Annotated in this window: 16 protein-coding genes; 5 read left to right on the top strand and 11 right to left on the bottom strand. The window is 69.3% G+C overall.

Annotated features, from left to right (window positions below; translation table 11 throughout):
* Nucleotides 1-63: 63 nt before the first annotated feature.
* Together ABZ707_RS10845 and ABZ707_RS10840 are read right to left on the bottom strand one after the other, a co-directional pair.
* Nucleotides 64-312 carry a hypothetical protein gene (locus ABZ707_RS10845; RefSeq protein WP_360171157.1) on the bottom strand — a complete coding sequence of 83 codons (249 nt, stop codon included), beginning with the start codon at nt 310-312 and terminating at the stop codon, nt 64-66.
* Complete coding sequence (locus ABZ707_RS10840; RefSeq protein ID WP_360171154.1) at nt 309-758, bottom strand: ATP-binding protein; 450 nt, start codon at nt 756-758, stop codon at nt 309-311. The genes ABZ707_RS10845 and ABZ707_RS10840 overlap by 4 nt, the downstream gene beginning before the upstream one ends.
* Before the next feature lie 237 nt (nt 759-995).
* Between ABZ707_RS10840 and ABZ707_RS10835 the strand changes: the two genes are divergently transcribed.
* The 4 genes from ABZ707_RS10835 to ABZ707_RS10820 all read left to right on the top strand — a co-directional run bounded on the left by ABZ707_RS10835 (nt 996) and on the right by ABZ707_RS10820 (nt 4,256).
* Nucleotides 996-1,850 carry a helix-turn-helix transcriptional regulator gene (locus tag ABZ707_RS10835; protein ID WP_360171151.1) on the top strand — a complete coding sequence of 285 codons (855 nt, stop codon included), beginning with the start codon at nt 996-998 and terminating at the stop codon, nt 1,848-1,850.
* A gap of 11 nt (nt 1,851-1,861) precedes the next feature.
* Nucleotides 1,862-2,062: a DUF397 domain-containing protein gene (locus tag ABZ707_RS10830; RefSeq protein WP_360171148.1), complete on the top strand. Its 201-nt coding sequence runs from the start codon at nt 1,862-1,864 to the stop codon at nt 2,060-2,062.
* Between the two features lie 288 nt (nt 2,063-2,350).
* Nucleotides 2,351-2,782, top strand: a complete 432-nt coding sequence (locus ABZ707_RS10825) for a hypothetical protein (RefSeq protein ID WP_360171145.1) — start codon at nt 2,351-2,353, stop codon at nt 2,780-2,782.
* 487 nt (nt 2,783-3,269) lie between these two features.
* On the top strand, nt 3,270-4,256 hold the full coding sequence (locus tag ABZ707_RS10820; RefSeq protein ID WP_360171142.1) for an aminoglycoside phosphotransferase family protein: 987 nt from the start codon (nt 3,270-3,272) through the stop codon (nt 4,254-4,256).
* Nucleotides 4,257-4,272: 16 nt separating this feature from the next.
* On the opposite strand, the gene ABZ707_RS10815 is transcribed toward ABZ707_RS10820, so the two are convergent.
* The 6 genes from ABZ707_RS10815 to ABZ707_RS10790 all read right to left on the bottom strand — a co-directional run bounded on the left by ABZ707_RS10815 (nt 4,273) and on the right by ABZ707_RS10790 (nt 11,374).
* A complete protein-coding gene (locus ABZ707_RS10815) occupies nt 4,273-5,277 on the bottom strand; it encodes a hypothetical protein (RefSeq protein WP_360171139.1) in 1,005 nt (334 codons plus the stop codon).
* Nucleotides 5,274-6,551: an ATP-grasp domain-containing protein gene (locus tag ABZ707_RS10810; protein ID WP_360171136.1), complete on the bottom strand. Its 1,278-nt coding sequence runs from the start codon at nt 6,549-6,551 to the stop codon at nt 5,274-5,276. The genes ABZ707_RS10815 and ABZ707_RS10810 overlap by 4 nt, the downstream gene beginning before the upstream one ends.
* 11 nt (nt 6,552-6,562) lie before the next feature.
* Nucleotides 6,563-7,714, bottom strand: coding sequence for a glycine amidinotransferase (locus tag ABZ707_RS10805; RefSeq protein WP_360171133.1), 1,152 nt, complete (start codon nt 7,712-7,714; stop codon nt 6,563-6,565).
* Nucleotides 7,715-7,748: 34 nt separating this feature from the next.
* A complete protein-coding gene (locus ABZ707_RS10800) occupies nt 7,749-8,717 on the bottom strand; it encodes an aspartyl/asparaginyl beta-hydroxylase domain-containing protein (RefSeq protein ID WP_360171130.1) in 969 nt (322 codons plus the stop codon).
* A gap of 15 nt (nt 8,718-8,732) precedes the next feature.
* Nucleotides 8,733-10,139 carry a hypothetical protein gene (locus ABZ707_RS10795; RefSeq protein WP_360171127.1) on the bottom strand — a complete coding sequence of 469 codons (1,407 nt, stop codon included), beginning with the start codon at nt 10,137-10,139 and terminating at the stop codon, nt 8,733-8,735.
* Nucleotides 10,140-10,204: 65 nt separating this feature from the next.
* Complete coding sequence (locus tag ABZ707_RS10790; RefSeq protein WP_360171124.1) at nt 10,205-11,374, bottom strand: cytochrome P450; 1,170 nt, start codon at nt 11,372-11,374, stop codon at nt 10,205-10,207.
* Between the two features lie 368 nt (nt 11,375-11,742).
* On the opposite strand from ABZ707_RS10790, the gene ABZ707_RS10785 reads away from it, so the two are divergent.
* Nucleotides 11,743-13,062, top strand: a complete 1,320-nt coding sequence (locus ABZ707_RS10785) for a helix-turn-helix transcriptional regulator (RefSeq protein ID WP_360171121.1) — start codon at nt 11,743-11,745, stop codon at nt 13,060-13,062.
* 207 nt (nt 13,063-13,269) lie between these two features.
* Here the strand turns inward: ABZ707_RS10785 and ABZ707_RS10780 are convergent, their stop codons facing one another.
* The 3 genes from ABZ707_RS10780 to ABZ707_RS10770 form a co-directional block, all read right to left on the bottom strand.
* Complete coding sequence (locus ABZ707_RS10780) at nt 13,270-13,518, bottom strand: DUF6193 family natural product biosynthesis protein (protein WP_360171369.1); 249 nt, start codon at nt 13,516-13,518, stop codon at nt 13,270-13,272.
* 33 nt (nt 13,519-13,551) lie between these two features.
* A complete protein-coding gene (locus tag ABZ707_RS10775; protein ID WP_360171118.1) occupies nt 13,552-13,701 on the bottom strand; it encodes a DUF5959 family protein in 150 nt (49 codons plus the stop codon).
* Between the two features lie 63 nt (nt 13,702-13,764).
* Nucleotides 13,765-15,072 (bottom strand): IS256 family transposase, encoded by a 1,308-nt coding sequence (locus tag ABZ707_RS10770; protein ID WP_360171115.1) that lies wholly within the window; start codon nt 15,070-15,072, stop codon nt 13,765-13,767.
* Nucleotides 15,073-15,087: the final 15 nt, after the last annotated feature.

The raw sequence follows: 15,087 nt of genomic DNA, 5'->3' as shown, positions 1-15,087 counted from the left end.
GGCGGGCGCTCCCGCCGACCGCAAACTCTGAGAAGTGAGCATTCCGCACCGCACTGACAATCCTCATCGTGGCGATCGGTCGCTGACGGCCTGCCCTTGGCGGTGCTCGGTCATGGGGATGGTGACGAGGACAGGGTCGCGGTGGCAGTAACAGGTGTACGTGTGCTCCTCCACCGGTTCCGGTGGTGCAGGGGGTCCGGTGTGGTCCGGACCCGGCGTCGAGGCGTGGAGAAGTCCCACCGCCAGGACGACGAGACTGAGGACGAGCGCCACAAAACCCCACCCGGCGCCGTCCGTTGCCGGGGCCGTCACGCGGTCTGCTCGCTCTCGGCGAGCGTGAACCACACGGCTTTCGAGTGCGGGGAGCAGCCGCCGAAGATGGTCCAGCCCCAGTCGACGGCGAGGCTGTCCACCAGTAACAGACCACGGCCATGGGTCAGTTCCGCGCCCCCTGCGCCCGGTACAGGCAGGCCGAAGGGCTTGTCGTCGCGGACGTACACGGTCACGAGCCGTTGGGCGATCGTGACGTCCAGACGGATGCGGCGGGTGCGGGTGTGGCGGTGGGCGTTGGTGACCACTTCCGAGGCACACAGTCGTGCGTTGTCAACGAGGTCGGAGTGCCGGCCACTGTGCAGCAGCGAGCCGACGAAGTCGCGAGCGATCCTGGGGGCGTTTTCCGTGTTCGGCAAGGCGAGCCGATAGATCTCGGGGCTCGGCGGCGGTGGTACGGGGCGTGCGGGGGCGTCGGTGAGGGGCATGCGTCATCTCCCAGGGTGGTCTGAACTCGCGCTGCACCGTCATGCGTGGCTTGGCTCCAGCACGCCCAACGCGGGCCTGCGGGGCTGCACTTCGGACTTACTGACGTGCGGCGCGGCTTTGCCTGGAGCCTAAGTGGCATACATGCCACGTGGCAAGATGCTCACTCGATGTAGTGATAGCGAGTGGACCCATGACACCGTTACGCGCGACACTGTCGGCAGACAGGGGAAGGTGACATGCCGCCAAGGGATAACCCGACCGCCCGCCAAGCGCGCCTTGGTGGAGAGTTGAGGAAGTTGCGCGAGCGGGCTGGCAAAACGGCCCGTGAAGCCGCTGGTCTCATCTCGACCGATCAGGCCAAGATCAGCCACATCGAGGCCGGCCGCATCGGCATCAGTGAAGACCGCATTCGCAGGCTGGCTGTCTTCTATGCCTGCGATAACGCTGCGCTAATCGAATCTTTGTGCGCAATTGCTCGCGAGCATCGAGGTCAGTACTGGTGGGACGAGTATCGCGGCATCCTTACGCCCGGTTTTCTCGACATTGCAGAGCTTGAGCATCATGCGGAATACCTCCGGTGCTTGCAGCCGGTTACCTTCCCCGGTGTCTTGCAGACGGAGGATTACGCAAGGGCGCTGTTCGCAGGCGTACTTCCGAAGCTACCCGACGATGAGGTGCAGGCCCGAGTCGAACATCGGCTGCGGCGGCGAGGCATCTTCGACCGCGAGGAACCAACGCAGTTCCAAGTCATCGTGCATGAGGCCGCACTTCGGATGCGCGTTGGCGGACGAAAGGTCGCGCGCGCTCAGCTCGAACATCTACTGGATGTGTCCGAACGGCCAGAATTGGCGCTCCGGGTTATCCCGTTCACGAGTGAAGACTTCATTGAGGTCACCCAAACTGCCCTGTACGCGGGCGGGGTGGTTCCTCAACTCGATACCGTCCACATCGACGCCCCTTTCGGTGGCCTCTTCCTGGATGCGGCTGCTGACCTCAGAAAATACCGAACGCTGTTCGACTTTGCCGAGCAGGCTTCTCTGGAGCCTGAGGAGTCGCGCAGTTTCATCCATCACATCGCACGAGAACTGTGAGACATAAAGGCATGAGCACACCCATCAAGTGGCAGAAGTCGTCCTTCTCCGGTGGTGGAGGGGAGCAGTGTGTCGAGATCGCTGAACATAACGGGGCGATCCTGATGCGCGAGAGCGATGACCCGAACATGGTGACGACTACGGACCGAAGCAAGTTTGCAGCGTTCATCGCGGGGGTCAAAGCGGGCGAGTTCGACCACTTCGTCGGCTGACCAGCTCCACAACGAAAGCCCCCCGTTCGACTGACCGGGGGGCTTTCGTCATATGCCAATCTACATACATGCTCCGGTGCACACTTGCCCTTTCTGGTGTTGTGACGATACCGTCACTACGCGTCGCCATCCGGGCCGATTCCTCGGCAGGATCACGCCCGGACCGGCGCAACTCTCCCTGCCCCGTGCCCATTTGGGAGAGTCCAAGAAGGGTTGGCCCCTGCCTGGAGCTCGTCATGCCGGCGACAGGCAGGGGCCAACCTGACACCGCGCCAGGAGGCCACCCCCATGCGCGACCCCGCTCCCGCATCCCGCGTATCCCGCGCGTTCTGGTGCGAGCAGGTCATCTACACCTCGATGGACACCGAGGAAAGCCCGGTCGTGACGCGCTACTCCGTCGCCAGTCCCGCCGAAGCGGTCCGGGGCGTCCGAGTCGCCGTACGGGCGCTCGCGTTCGCTCTGCCGCCCGTCGAGCGTCACCGCGCGCTGAGCTGGGCCGAAGGTGGCGGCTGCGTCGGCGCGATCGCGGCGCTGCACCGGGGCGAGCCCTGTGGCTTCTCCCTCAGCCGTCGCACCGACTGGATCGAGTGGTCCGTCCGGCCCTTCCTGGTCTTCGACGTGAACGACAAGGCCCTGCTTCCCGTCCTGTCGGCGTCGTCGGGCGAAACCCTCGCGTGTGCCACCGGCGCGCCTTCCGGGGCTGACGTGTCCCGGTCATAATTCGAGGGCTGCTCCCACTGACCCCCACGGCCACCCCGCGCGCTCGCCGTACAGGGCTGGATGTCCGTGCTGGATCACGTCCTCCAGGTGAGAGACGACCTTGACCAGGTCAGCCTTGGTGCACTCGTGCCAGCCGGTCAGATCTCGCAGCTCGCTGCGGTGCCGTTCGCGGCGCGCGAGGTGAAGTCGTAGAACCCCAGCTCGGACGGGGCAACGCCCACCTGCTTGGCGACGTGATCGACCGCGCCACGCTTCTACCAGCCCAGCCCAGCCCAGCCCAGCCCAGCCCAGCCCAGCCCAGCCCAGCCCAGCCTGTCCAGCGACCAGGCGGGCCGGTGACGAAACAAGACCGGGGCGACGAGGCTGGGCTTCGCCGTTCAGCTCAAGCTTTTGACCTGGCGCGGCCGGCTTCTCCGGATACGTCTGGAGCTGCCGTCCGATGCGATGTATGTGACGAACGGCCGTCGAGCGGGGCATCCTGAGCGGCATGGATTTCCAGCCTATTCAGCGCGCCTCGGAGGCGTTCCAGCAGTCACTGACTGCCCAGGAGATTGCGGAGATCTGCCGCAGGGCGTTTGGCCCCGCGGCTGTGCCTGCCTCTGGGATCGAGCTGGGCACGGGGATGTACAACAACGTCTACCGCGTGACCCTGGCCGGGCGGGCGGAACCGGTGGTCCTGCGGGTCGCGCCGGAGGAGAGCCGCCAGTTCCGCAGCGAGTGGCACCTGATGCGGAACGAGTACGCGAGCCAGCCCTGGCTGACGGTGATCGCGCCACTGATGCCGCGGGTGCTCGCCGCGGACTGGTCGCACAAGGTAATCAGCCGGGACTGGATGATCCAGACCTGCCTGGACGGCGTCCCGGCGCCGGAGCAGTTGGGAGCGTATCCGCGTACGGCGTGGCCGGCGTTCTTCCGGCAGATGGGCGCCATCGCCCGTTCCGTGCACGACGTGCGCGGTCCGCACTTCGGCCCCGTCGGCGTTCCGGGGCACGGGATGTGGAGCGAGGCGGTGCTCACGTCGCTGGAGGAGATCGCCGCCGACCTGGACGGTGCCGGTCTGGACGGGGGCGACGTACGGAAGGTCGCCGCGGTGGCTTCGCGCGGGCGGGCCGCGCTCGACGAGGTCACCGAACCCCGGCTGCTGACCGGCGATCTGTGGACCGTCAACGCACTGCTGGACCCGAATGCCCCCGAGCCGGTGATCACCGGGGTGCTGGACTTCGACCGGGCGTGGTTCGGTGACCCGGCGGCTGACTGGACCATCCGCATGGCGACGGCCAAGAAGGACGAGCGGTCCGCGTTCTGGGAGTCCTACGGTGCATTGGTCCGCTCGCCCGCCGCTGTGTGGCGCGCGAGGATCTACGAGGCCCGGCACCTGGGCGCGATCCGGCTTGAACGGCACCGGCTGGCCAAGGCGGACGCGGTCCGCGAGAGCTACGACACGATGGCCGGATTGCTTGCCGGTCTGACCTGACTTGCTGGTGTGGGGATCAGATCCGCCGTCCGACGGAGGTTTCGTCGATGCCCTGGGCGGCCCGTAGTTCGGTGACGAACAAATCGTGCGTCCGGGTGTAGGCGCGCAGATCGATGTTGTGCGGTAGCACGGGCGGTCCGGACAGCAGGAGCGTACCCGCTGCGACGAGGAAGGTGCGGATCGTCGCGTCGGCACCTCGCTTCTTGCGGGGGGCCTGGTAAAGGAGATAGGCCGCCTGGAGCCATGCGGTCAGCGCGTCGGCCGGGGCGGTGTGGTTGAAGGCGAGCAGGGTCATGGCGTGGTGGAAGAGCGCGCGGCGTTCTGATTCTGGTGCGCTGGCGGTATAGATCAGGTGTCCGCTGGTGGTGATACGGGAAGTGTCCCCGCCTCGCGCTGAGATCCGGGCGGTCATTTCGGCCGCGGCCCGGTGGGCGGCGTCGCCGCGCAGGAGCCGCGTCCCGTCCGCGCTGCGGCTGCCGGGCAGGGAGACGCTGTTGCACACGACGTCGACACGTGGCGACTGGGGAAATCTCTCGGCTGCGAGCGTCTCGAACCGTCGCATCGTCCGGCTGGCCGGGGTGCCGGTGCCTCCCTGGTAGGCGCGGGTCGCTGGATTCCACGTTGCGCCGTCCCGGAAGCGGGCATGGTCGCCGATCCGGAAGAGGTTGGGGTTGTCGTCGGTGATGGGAGTCCGGAACCGGTCTGCCCAGCTGGGGCTGTGTCGGCCGGTGCTGTGTGGGCTGGAGGCCGCTGCCCTGTACCGCCAGTCCTCCGTCGCCTCGAACACGGCGACGAACGCCGAGACCCGGGCACCCATGTCGGGGGCCGAGCGGAGAGCGACGGTCAGAGACTGGGACAGGGAGCGCGCCGTCTCGGCCTGCTGGCCGGCGAAGGCCCGGACTGCCTGCTGGGCGACGGGGTCGTTGGTGCGCAGGAGGAGGGCGGGGACGGGGAAGCAGGCCGCTGTGATCGCCGGATCGACCCCGGATTTGTGAGCCCCCCGTGTGGCGGGCCCGCTCATCGGTCAGTCCTGACCGAGCAGCCGGGGACCGGTCCCGGTTCGCCGTTGTAGTGTGGTTCGACTTCGATGCGGATCTTCCGCAGTTGCGCGTCGGCCCGCTCCTCGACCTCGGCAGCGTCGCGGCCGGTGACCACGAACGATCCGAGTCGGTGGCCATTGGCTCCCGGTTCGTGGACGGTGCTCCCGATCGCCGCCCGCCGGCGGACGAACGGCACGCCCGGCCCCGTTGTCGGGAATCCGGAGAGCGAGGTCAGCCGTCCGGCGCGCGGGCTGGTCACGAACCGCACGGTCGCATACCCGCGGGCGGTGGGGGCGAGCGCGGCCGGGCGGCCGAGGGCGATGTCGAGCAGAGCAGTCCACACGTCGATGCCCAGGGCGTGCTGGATCAGGACGCCGATCTGCCCGGCGGCGAGGCGGGCGCCGATCTCAATGACCGTGCACTGCCCATCCTCGCCAACGATGACCTCTGTGTGCGAGGCACCGTGCCGGATACCGGCCGCCCGGATGGCCGCCTCCACCTCCCGGTACACGGCCCCCTCGACGGCCGGGGGCAGGCGCACGGGGAGGCTGTGCCCCGTCTCGACTCTTTTCGGGCCGCCGGTCACCTGCTTCCGGGTCACGGCGAGGTGCGTCGTGGTGCCGTCTTGCGTAAGGGACTCGACGCTGTACTCCGTCCCCGCAGCGTATGCCTGGATCAGGATGCGCGGGTCGCCGCCGCTTCTGTACATGCCGACCGCCGCGCGGGCGGTGTCGGCGGCCTCGGCCGCGCCGGCCGGGCCGGTCACCACTGTGACGCCGGCAGAGCCCGCCGCGGACAGCGGCTTGACGACGCACGGGAAGCCGACCCGTGGGTCTGCCAGCGCGGCCCGCAGCCCGGTGCCGTCCTGGACGAGGACCGTGTACGGGGCGTGCACCCCGGCCGCTGTGAACGCCTCGGCCATGGCTGCCTTGTCCCGGGCCGCTCGCGCGGCGCCGGGGTCGTTGCCGGGCACACCCAGTTCGGCGCAGAGGTGCGCTGCGAGGTCGGTCAGGTATTCGTTGACGGTGAGCACGGCGCCGACGCCGTGGCGGCGGGCGTACGTGGCGATCTCGTCGAGGGCCCGGTCGGGCCGGGCGAAGTCGGTGACGACCCGCCCGGTCGGCAGTCCCTTCAGCTCCGGTCCGTAGTCCGCGTACGCCGCGGCGGGGGCCGCGGCGTGGACCTGGTGCCCGCGGGCGGCGGCCGCCGCGGCCAGGAGACCCGCCTCTGGGCCGGCCGTGTCCAGTAGCAGCACGCCTGGGAGGGTCACGACAGGTAGTCCTCGAAGCCGCCGGTGCGGTGGGTGTCCAGAGTGAAGCAGTGGAACCCGCCTCCGAACAGGCGCCGGTGCCGGTGCCGGACGGGCACCGCGTCGAAGCCCTCAGCCTCCAGCAGCTTGGCCAGGCCGGTGCACTCCTGGTTGACCAGCACGGTGTTCTCGTCGACGGACAGGACGTTGAGATCGATGTAGGGGCTGGTGAGCACGAGGTCCTCGTAGTCGTCGTAGACCGGGAAGGCGCCCGCGTCCGGCTCCGGCGGCACGAGGTAGCGCCACGAGCGCAAGCGTTCGGGCATTAGGTCCCGGATGCCGTCGTGCCGGGCCAGGAACACCCCCGGCTTCAGGGCGAGGACCATGCTGTCGATGTGATTGTCCGCCATCCGCCACACTCGGTGGACGCGGTACTCGTGGCCGAGGTGCCTCTGAAGCCACTCGGCACCCCGGGCGTGGTTCTCCTGCGCGACGTTGACGACCAGGTCGCGGCCCAGCCGCAGCACCTGCGCGCCGTCCAGCATCATCTCGACGCCGACGTCGTACGGGCTCGGCTGCGGGTCGTCGATGGCCTCGGTCGGCCCGCCCAGGGTGGTCGCCGTGTCCCGCGCGTACGACAGGTCGAACGAGGTGTCGGTGAGGGTGGGGCGGGGCATTGTCGTCCACCGCGCGCCGACCTCCCAGTAGCGGGCGAAGACGGGGGCGAGCAGGCGGGTCTCCAGGTAGCGGGAGCGAATCGCGGGCGGCGTCTCGATGATCTCGCCCCCGAGGATCAGCGTGTTGTCGCGGATGTTCAGGGCCGGGGTCGGGGCGGCCTCCCAGCCCAGGCCCGCGATGGGCGCCGCGTCCGGAGGCAGGGACAGCGGCCGGTGCACGACGGCCCCGAGCCCGGCGAGCACGGCGGCCAGGGCCTCCACGTCCTCTTGCAGCTCCTCGGCGTACCGCTCCTTGATGGTCCAGCTCTCCCGGTGGCCGGCCAGCGTCCGGGTCAGGCGCGGATAGGCCCAGTCCGACCGGAAGCCGGTCAGGCTCTCGTGGTGGAACAACTCGAAGCTGACGTCGCGGTCGTGTCCCACGTAGTTGGCGGCGGACCCGACGATGACCTCCTTGAGCGGGGTGAAGTCGTCGTGACTGTTCAGGCGGGGCATGGGCGTTCCTCTTCTCTCGGGTCTGCGGGGCGGGTCAGGAGGCGCGGGGTGCGGCCTTTACGTGCCGGTCGGCGAGCGCGCGGCCTCGGCGGACCCGCAGCGTCAGACCGCCGCTTTCCGGCTGGAGGGTGCGCTGCTCGCTCCAGCCGGAGAACCGGAACTCCCCGGTGCCGTCGACAGGTACGAGCGCGAAGGCGTGCCCGGCGACCGTCAGGACGAGGACGTCGCCGGTGCGGTCGATGCGGGCGGGGATGAGGGAGCCGTCCAGCGGGGCGGGTGACTCGAAGTCCGCGAACCCGGAAGGCAGCAGCGCTTCGTACGGCAGCCTGCCGGGCCAAGCGGAAATCTCGGCCGGGCCGGTGCGGTTGAGCAGGACCTCGCCGTGGGTGAGGAGGTGCTGCCAGGAGTCCGGGAACCAGGCTGCGAGGTCGGTGGTGAGGAGGGCGTCGACGACGGCGTGGACCCGGGTCGCGGTCTGGCTGGTGTTGCGTACCAGGTGCTCTCGGGAGAAGTCGCCGTACCAGAGGGCGCCCGGCTGCCAGCAGTGTTCGGCGCCGTTCAGGACGAGCACGGCGGCCGGGTCGGTGACGATGGGGATGTGCAGGCGCACGATGCCCCGGTCGAGCCGGTATTTGGGGTCGCGGTGCGGGTCTGAGACGGCGCCGGGCCCCAGCGCCATCAACCGCACCGCGTTCAACGGGGCCGGGACCGATTCAAGGATCCCGCCGAGGTAGGGCAGTTGGGAGAGCCAGCGCGTCGGCGCGAACGGCTGCGGCCCGGGGCCGCCCGGGTCGGTGCGCTCCGGATCGCCGCCGAGGCTGCGCAGCGGCAGAACACGCCAGTCGATCGCGGCGGGCCTGCCGACCTGCCCACCGTAGGTGTGGGTGCGCTGCACGTTCCAGGTGTGGGTGGTGACGGCCGCGAGTTCGGCGGCGAGCTTGTCCGCGTCGAAAACGGGGGAAAGCTGGGCGGCCTCAGTGGCCGCGATGAGGGAGGTGTTCATGATGAGGCTCCCGAGTCAAGAGGAGAAGGACACGGCGCCGGTGGCGACGTGCTGGCTGGCGTCGTAGGTGCCGGCGGGCACAGCCGCGAACCGCGCGTCGAGCCGGTCGAGCACCGCGGCGTGGCCTTCGGCGGGGTCGTAGGCGAGGCAGAACACGAACTGCACCGGCTCCCCGGGCGCGAGAGGGATCGCGGGCATCGACACGATCGCCCCAGTCCGGGCGGCCGGGTCGTACGCCAGGCCCAGCTCGTCGAGCGCGGCCAGGAACGCGGAGAACGAGGGCACCGCCCAGGTGGGCGGCACGTGGTACTCGACCACCTGCCGGGCCGGGGTGGCAGCGATGTCGACGATGCCGTGGGCGATCGACTGGTGGATATGCAACGACCCGCTGACCTGGGCGTTGACCTCCGTGAACACAACCGTTCCGTCGGGCAGGACCAGGGCGTCCGCGCTCAAGTGCCCGCGGTAGCCGAACGCCCGGTATGTCTCGGCCAGCCGGGTGCCGCCGTCCAGCAGTGCCGCCCGTACCGGCTTGGTGACGCCGTCCAGGGGCACGACCTGGTGGCTCAGGCGCCGCCCGACGTACAGCAGACGCCCCGTCTCGGTGGCTCGGGTGCCATCGTCGGAGGCGTAGTGCTCGGAGTACACCGCGTCGGCACCGGACGCGAACTCCTCGACGACGACCGGCCAGCGCCCTTCCCCGCTCGCCCACGGCCACCGCTCGGCCCAGTACACGGCGATGCCGTCCGGGCCCGGGGCCAGATGGTGCAGATGCCGGGCCCCGACGTGGTCCACGGCCATCTCCCCATCGCGTACGAGCAACTGGTTGCCGACCCCGGCCCCGTTGTGGGCCTGCTTGACCACGACCGCCCCCGACGCGGAGCGCTCCAGCAGCGCGCCGGTCGCTTCCGCCGCTTCGGCGCGGCTGCGGCAGACCCGGCCCGGCAGGATCGGCACCCCGGCCGCCGCCGCCAGAGCCCGGAAGTTCGCCTTGTTGTTGCCGATCTCCCCGCCGCCCTGCCCGAAGAAGGCCGCGCCCGGGAAGCGGTCCGCCACGCCCAGGGCCTCGGCGAGCCGCGCCACGGCGGCCGACGGCCACAGTGCGAACACCTCGCTCACCGCGCCGGCCCCGGCCGGTCCGAGCGCGGCCCGCATCTGCTCCACGAATACGGGCACGGTCAGGGAGGCAGGATCGAGCAGCCGATCACCCCACGCTCCGGCCGGAGCCGCCAGCACGGTCAGCTCCTCGCGCTTCACACCGGTGTGGGCCAAGGCATAGTCGACGAATGTCGTCTCCGGCTCGCAGCACAGGATGAGCAGGTCACCGGGGCGGGCGAACCACAGCAGACGCTGCGTCCAGGCCCGCATGTCCTGGCGCTCGCGGATGGACGGATCGATGTGGTTGCCGATGAGGATGCGCACAGCGGACTCCTGAAGACATGGACGGACGAGCAGCGCGCGCCGATCGTCGCGGTGCAGGGAAGTGATCAGAGGAGGAGGGCAGCGGGCAGCGCGTCGAAGGCCCGCATGGTCGCCGTCCGGCGCCGTACACCCTCGCCGGCGGCGGCCAGCTGGGCCGGATGGCCGTTCAGGGCCGCGACCAGGATGCGCAGCCCGGCCTGGGCGACAGTTGCCCCGATGCAGGAGTGCGGCCCCCACCCGTACCCGAGGTGGCGGTTCGGGGTGCGGTCCAGCACCAGCTCGTCCGCCCGGACGAAGGCAGCCGGGTCGCGGTTGGCCGCCGCGAAGAGCGGAACGATCTTCTGCCCCGGTGCGATGTCGACGCCGCCGATCCGACATGAGCGCACCGCCGTGCGCGTGGTGCCCTGCACCGGCCCGTCGAAGCGCACCAGCTCATCCACCCCCGTGGCCAGCAGCGCCCCGTCGTGCATCCGGCCAAGGGCTCCCGGGCGAGCGAGGAGGGTGTGGACGGCGTTGCCGATGGCGGCCACCATCGTGCTGTAGCCGCCCTGGAACATCACTCGCGCCGTGTTCTTCACGTACAGCCGGGTCAGCGCATCGGAGTCGGGGGCCGTGGCCTGCCGTACCCGGGCCAGCAGGCCGGGCCGGGCCGAGGCCGCAAACCAGGAGTCGACCAGGTCGCTCAGCTGTTGGCGGGCGACGCGGCCCGGCTCGACGAGCGCCGGATTGAGGCCGCCGTCCATGCTCCGCATGATTGTGTCCGACACCGCGGCGAACTCCCCGTACGGCGGAGGCTCGACCCCGAGCAGGTCCGCGACGACCGTCACGGACATCGGCACCGCGATCTCGGCCACCACATCGAACGGGCCCCCGCCGGCCAGATGGTCGAGCCGCTCGCGCACCAGGAGGCGGGCACGGTCCTCGACCCCGGTCAGGTCCTGGGCGCGCAGTGCGGTCATGAACAGAGAGCGGACCCGGCTCTGCTGCGGCGGGTCGAGCGTCTGCACGCTCAAGGACGCTTCGGGCACCGTGCCCCCGGTACGCCGCGGATCGCGGGCGAACGTCTCGTGGTCGCGCAGCACCCGCATGCTGTCCGCGTACCGGGTCAGCGCCCACGAATCCATGTCCACGTGCCAGAACACCGGTGCGTGCTCACGCAGTTCGGCCAGCACGGGGTAGGGGTCGCGCAGGATCTCCGCGTCCAAGGGGTCGTAGCGGTCGGTCACAGACGGCATCGCGAGTCCTTCCGGAGAGGGAAGGGCGGGCCTGCCTCATCGGACGGGCCCGCCCCGGACTTCTCGGGCTCAGTGGTCGTACGACATGGCAGCCCCTCCCTGTGCATCGGTGATGGCGGGCGTACGGCGGCGGCGAAGGCCGGCGGGCCCTCGCCCGACCAGGCGGGGGAGACGCAGCCCGGCAGGCGGGACAAGCCCATGGGGAACGGTCATCGCCACGCTCCGCCCGATCACGTGGAGTGCCGGGCAGAACACGACGAGTACAGCGGCCACCGGCCGCGGTGCCCAGAGGAAATCCCTATCCCCGCCCTATCCCCGGTCTCCTCGAACAGCTCTCCTGGGCACGGAACAGGTGGTGCAATGGGCGGGTGGACGACGAAATCCGCCACCCCCTCGCGTACGCCAGGAACGAGCGCGGATGGCCACAGGAGGAACTGGCTCGCCGCATCCGGCAGGCCGCCAAGCGCCGCGGCCTGCGCTCAGGTACCCGGGGGTCACGGGTCTCCAAGTGGGAGACCGGCCGTGCCGCCCCCGACGAAGATGAATCCCAGCCGCTCATCGCAGAGGTCCTAGGCATCGACTACGCGGCCGTCGCCCATCTCGGCTGGCCCCACTGGCTCCCGGGCCAGGACAGACCGCTGCCCCTGGGCCCGCACAACGCCGTCCCCTCACTCCGAGAGGCCCTGATGTCCTCCCTGGACCGCCGGTCGTTCATCGCCTACGCCAGTGGCTCGCTGGCCGTTCTCGCCCACCAGTGGGACGTCACCGAGCCAGGCCGGTTCGCACAGATCGCCGCGCCCGGCGAAGCCGACGCCGAGATGCTCGACTGGCTGGAGGCCACCGGGACAGAGCTGATCCGCCTCGCCACCGAACGCAGGCGCCGCACCCGCCATCTGCTCAACGCGCACCTGACCACCGTCACCGAGTTCATCGGCGAGTCCCGCTACACCCCCGCCGCCGGAGAGCGGCTGCACACCTTGGCCGCCTCCCTCTCCCAGGCCATCGCCTGGCAGCACTTCGACGAACGCCGCCACGCCTCCGCCGGCCGCTTCTGGCACGCCGCCCTCCACAACGCCCACACCGCCCACCAGCGCGACCTCGGTGCGGGCATCCTCTCCGATCTCGCGTACCAACTGCTGTGGCTCAAGGATGCCCGCGCTGCGGCCGACATCCTCGAACACACCATCCCCCGCACCCACCACCCCACCGCGCGATCCCTCCTCCACCTGAGACAGGCCCGCGCCCTCGCCGCCCTCGACGAGGGCGGCTTGTGCCGCCGGGCCCTCACCGCCGCGGAGAAGGCGCTGGATACTCCGTCGCACGATCCGGCCCCAGCCTGGTGCTCGTGGATGTCCACGGCAGACCTCGCAGCGGACAGCGGTCGTTGTCTCGCGGATCTCGGCCAGCGGCGCCAGGCCCACCAGCTGATGGACGAGGGCATCGCCCTGCTCACCGCCACCCGCTCCAAAACCAAGTCCGTATTCCTGACCTACCAGGCCGAGACCTACCTTCGGGACGGCGAACCGGAGATCGCCGCGGCGACCGCTACCCGTTCCCTCGACCTGGCCAGCCGGATCGACGCGCCCAGGTGCGTGACGATGGTGCGCGACCTGGAACCGGAACTGTTGCCATACGCACACACGGCCGGCGTCAGTGAACTCCTCGAACGGCTCCGAGCCGTCGGCTGAAGCCCTGTCACCAGTTATCGAACCAACTTGCGAAGCTCGAACGGAGAGGTCGCCAACGAGCCCGCCACACGCTGACGATCTTCACCGAAGGAAGCAAGGGTCGGAAGTCCGCGCACGGTTACTCTCACAAACGGTCCTTTGCCCGAGTAAGATCAACAACTGTCCGCCGGACGCCGGTTGATCTTCAATCGGTTCTCAGCTTGTTGTTTAACCAATGAGACGGCCGTGGGCTCCTTCCTCATGGGCAACGAGTTCATCCGGCGTGCCAACGAACGCGGCCCCGCACCCGGTCGGCAGGCGCTCCACCACCATGGCGACGGCTTCTGCGGCCGTCTCGGTGGGCCCCACGGTTTGCGAACGTAGAGGTCCCGAGACCCAGTAACCACCGTCGGCTGCGGGCTGGATATAGGGGATGTCCCACGTCCGCCGTTGTTCGGTGCATCGGCTGAAGTGGATCCCGACTCGTCCTCCACCACTACTTCCGGACAGTCACGCTCGCCACTGAGCTGGATCCAGATGGAAGGCCCCCCTGCCCCACTCCATCCAGGCGACGTCCTCGCCGGCGTCGAGCCTGTTCAGCGCGTCCGCCCAGCTCTCCAGTTTCGAGATGGACAGCACCAAATCGACACGGCCGGACACGAAGGGCGTCCTGACCGCGATTTGGGTCTGTCAAACGATCGGTGTAACTCGGGTTGTTGAGGGTTACTGACGCGCTGCGGAGAGCCGGCCGTCGAAGGTGATGTCGAAGGCGTTCAAGGCTGTCTTCCAGCGCATGGTCCAGCGGGCCTGGCCCTTGCCGGTCGGGTCAAGCGACATGATCGCCATGTAGACGCACTTCAAGGCGGCCTGCTCGTTTGGGAAGTGGCCGCGGGCTTTCACCGCCCGTCGGATCCGCGCGTTCACGGACTCGATCGCGTTCGTGGTGCAGACGATGCGGCGGATCTCCGTGTCGTAGCGGAGGAAGGGAGTGAACTCCTCCCAGGGGTTCTCCCAGAGCCGGACGATCGCCGGATACTTCTTGCCCCACGCGTCGGCGAACTCCGCGAACCGCTCGAGTGCGGCTTCCTCGGTCGCCGCGGTGTAGACGGGCTTGAGTACCTTCGCGATCTTGTCCCAGTCCTGGCGGGCGGCATAGCGGAAGGAGTTCCGCAGCAGGTGGACCACGCAGGTCTGCACGACGGTGCGGGGCCAGACGGCCTCGACGGCGTCGGGCAGGCCCTTGAGCCCGTCGCAGACGAGCATGAGAACGTCGTTCACGCCGCGGTTCTTGATCTCGGTGAGGATGTGCATCCAGTGCTTGGCGCCCTCGCCGCCATCACCGGCCCATAGCCCGAGGATGTCCCGCCGGCCCTCGCTCGTGACCGCCAGGGCGACATAGATGGGCCGGTTGGCAACCGCGCCGTCGCGGATCTTCACGTGAATGGCGTCGATGAAGACCACTGGATAGACCGCGTCCAGGGGCCGGTTCTGCCATTCGGCCATGCCTTCGAGGACCTTGTCGGTGATGGTGGAGATCGTCTGACGGGACACCTCGGCGCCATAGACCCCGGACAGGTGAGCCTGGACCTCACCGGTCGTCAGGCCCTTCGCGGCGAGCGAGATGACCATCTCGTCGACGCCGGACAGGCGCTTTTGTCGCTTCTTGACGATCTTCGGCTCGAAGGAGCCCTCGCGGTCACGGGGCACGGCTATCTCGACCGGGCCGACGTCGGTCAGCACGGTTTTGCCACGGGTTCCGTTGCGGCTGTTCCCGCCGTTCTTCCCGGCGGGATCGTGCTTGTCATGGCCGAGGTGGTCGGTGATCTCGCCCTCGGGAGCGGACTCCAGGAGCCGCTTGGTCAACTGCTGCAGCAGCCCGCCCTCGCCGGTCAGCTGAAGGCCCTCGGCCTGAGCCCGACCCACCAGTTCATCAATCAGTCGGTCGTCCACAGACTTCGGCAGCACGGCCTCAGATGGCTCGGCCGTCTCAATCTCGGTCACGTCGTCGCTGGTCATCGATGCATCTTCCATGATCGGGAGTTACAC

This window comes from Streptomyces sp. NPDC006923 (assembly GCF_040635655.1).
In the GTDB taxonomy this organism is placed as follows: Bacteria; Actinomycetota; Actinomycetes; order Streptomycetales; family Streptomycetaceae; genus Streptomyces.
This window is presented reverse-complemented; position numbering and strand designations above follow the sequence as displayed.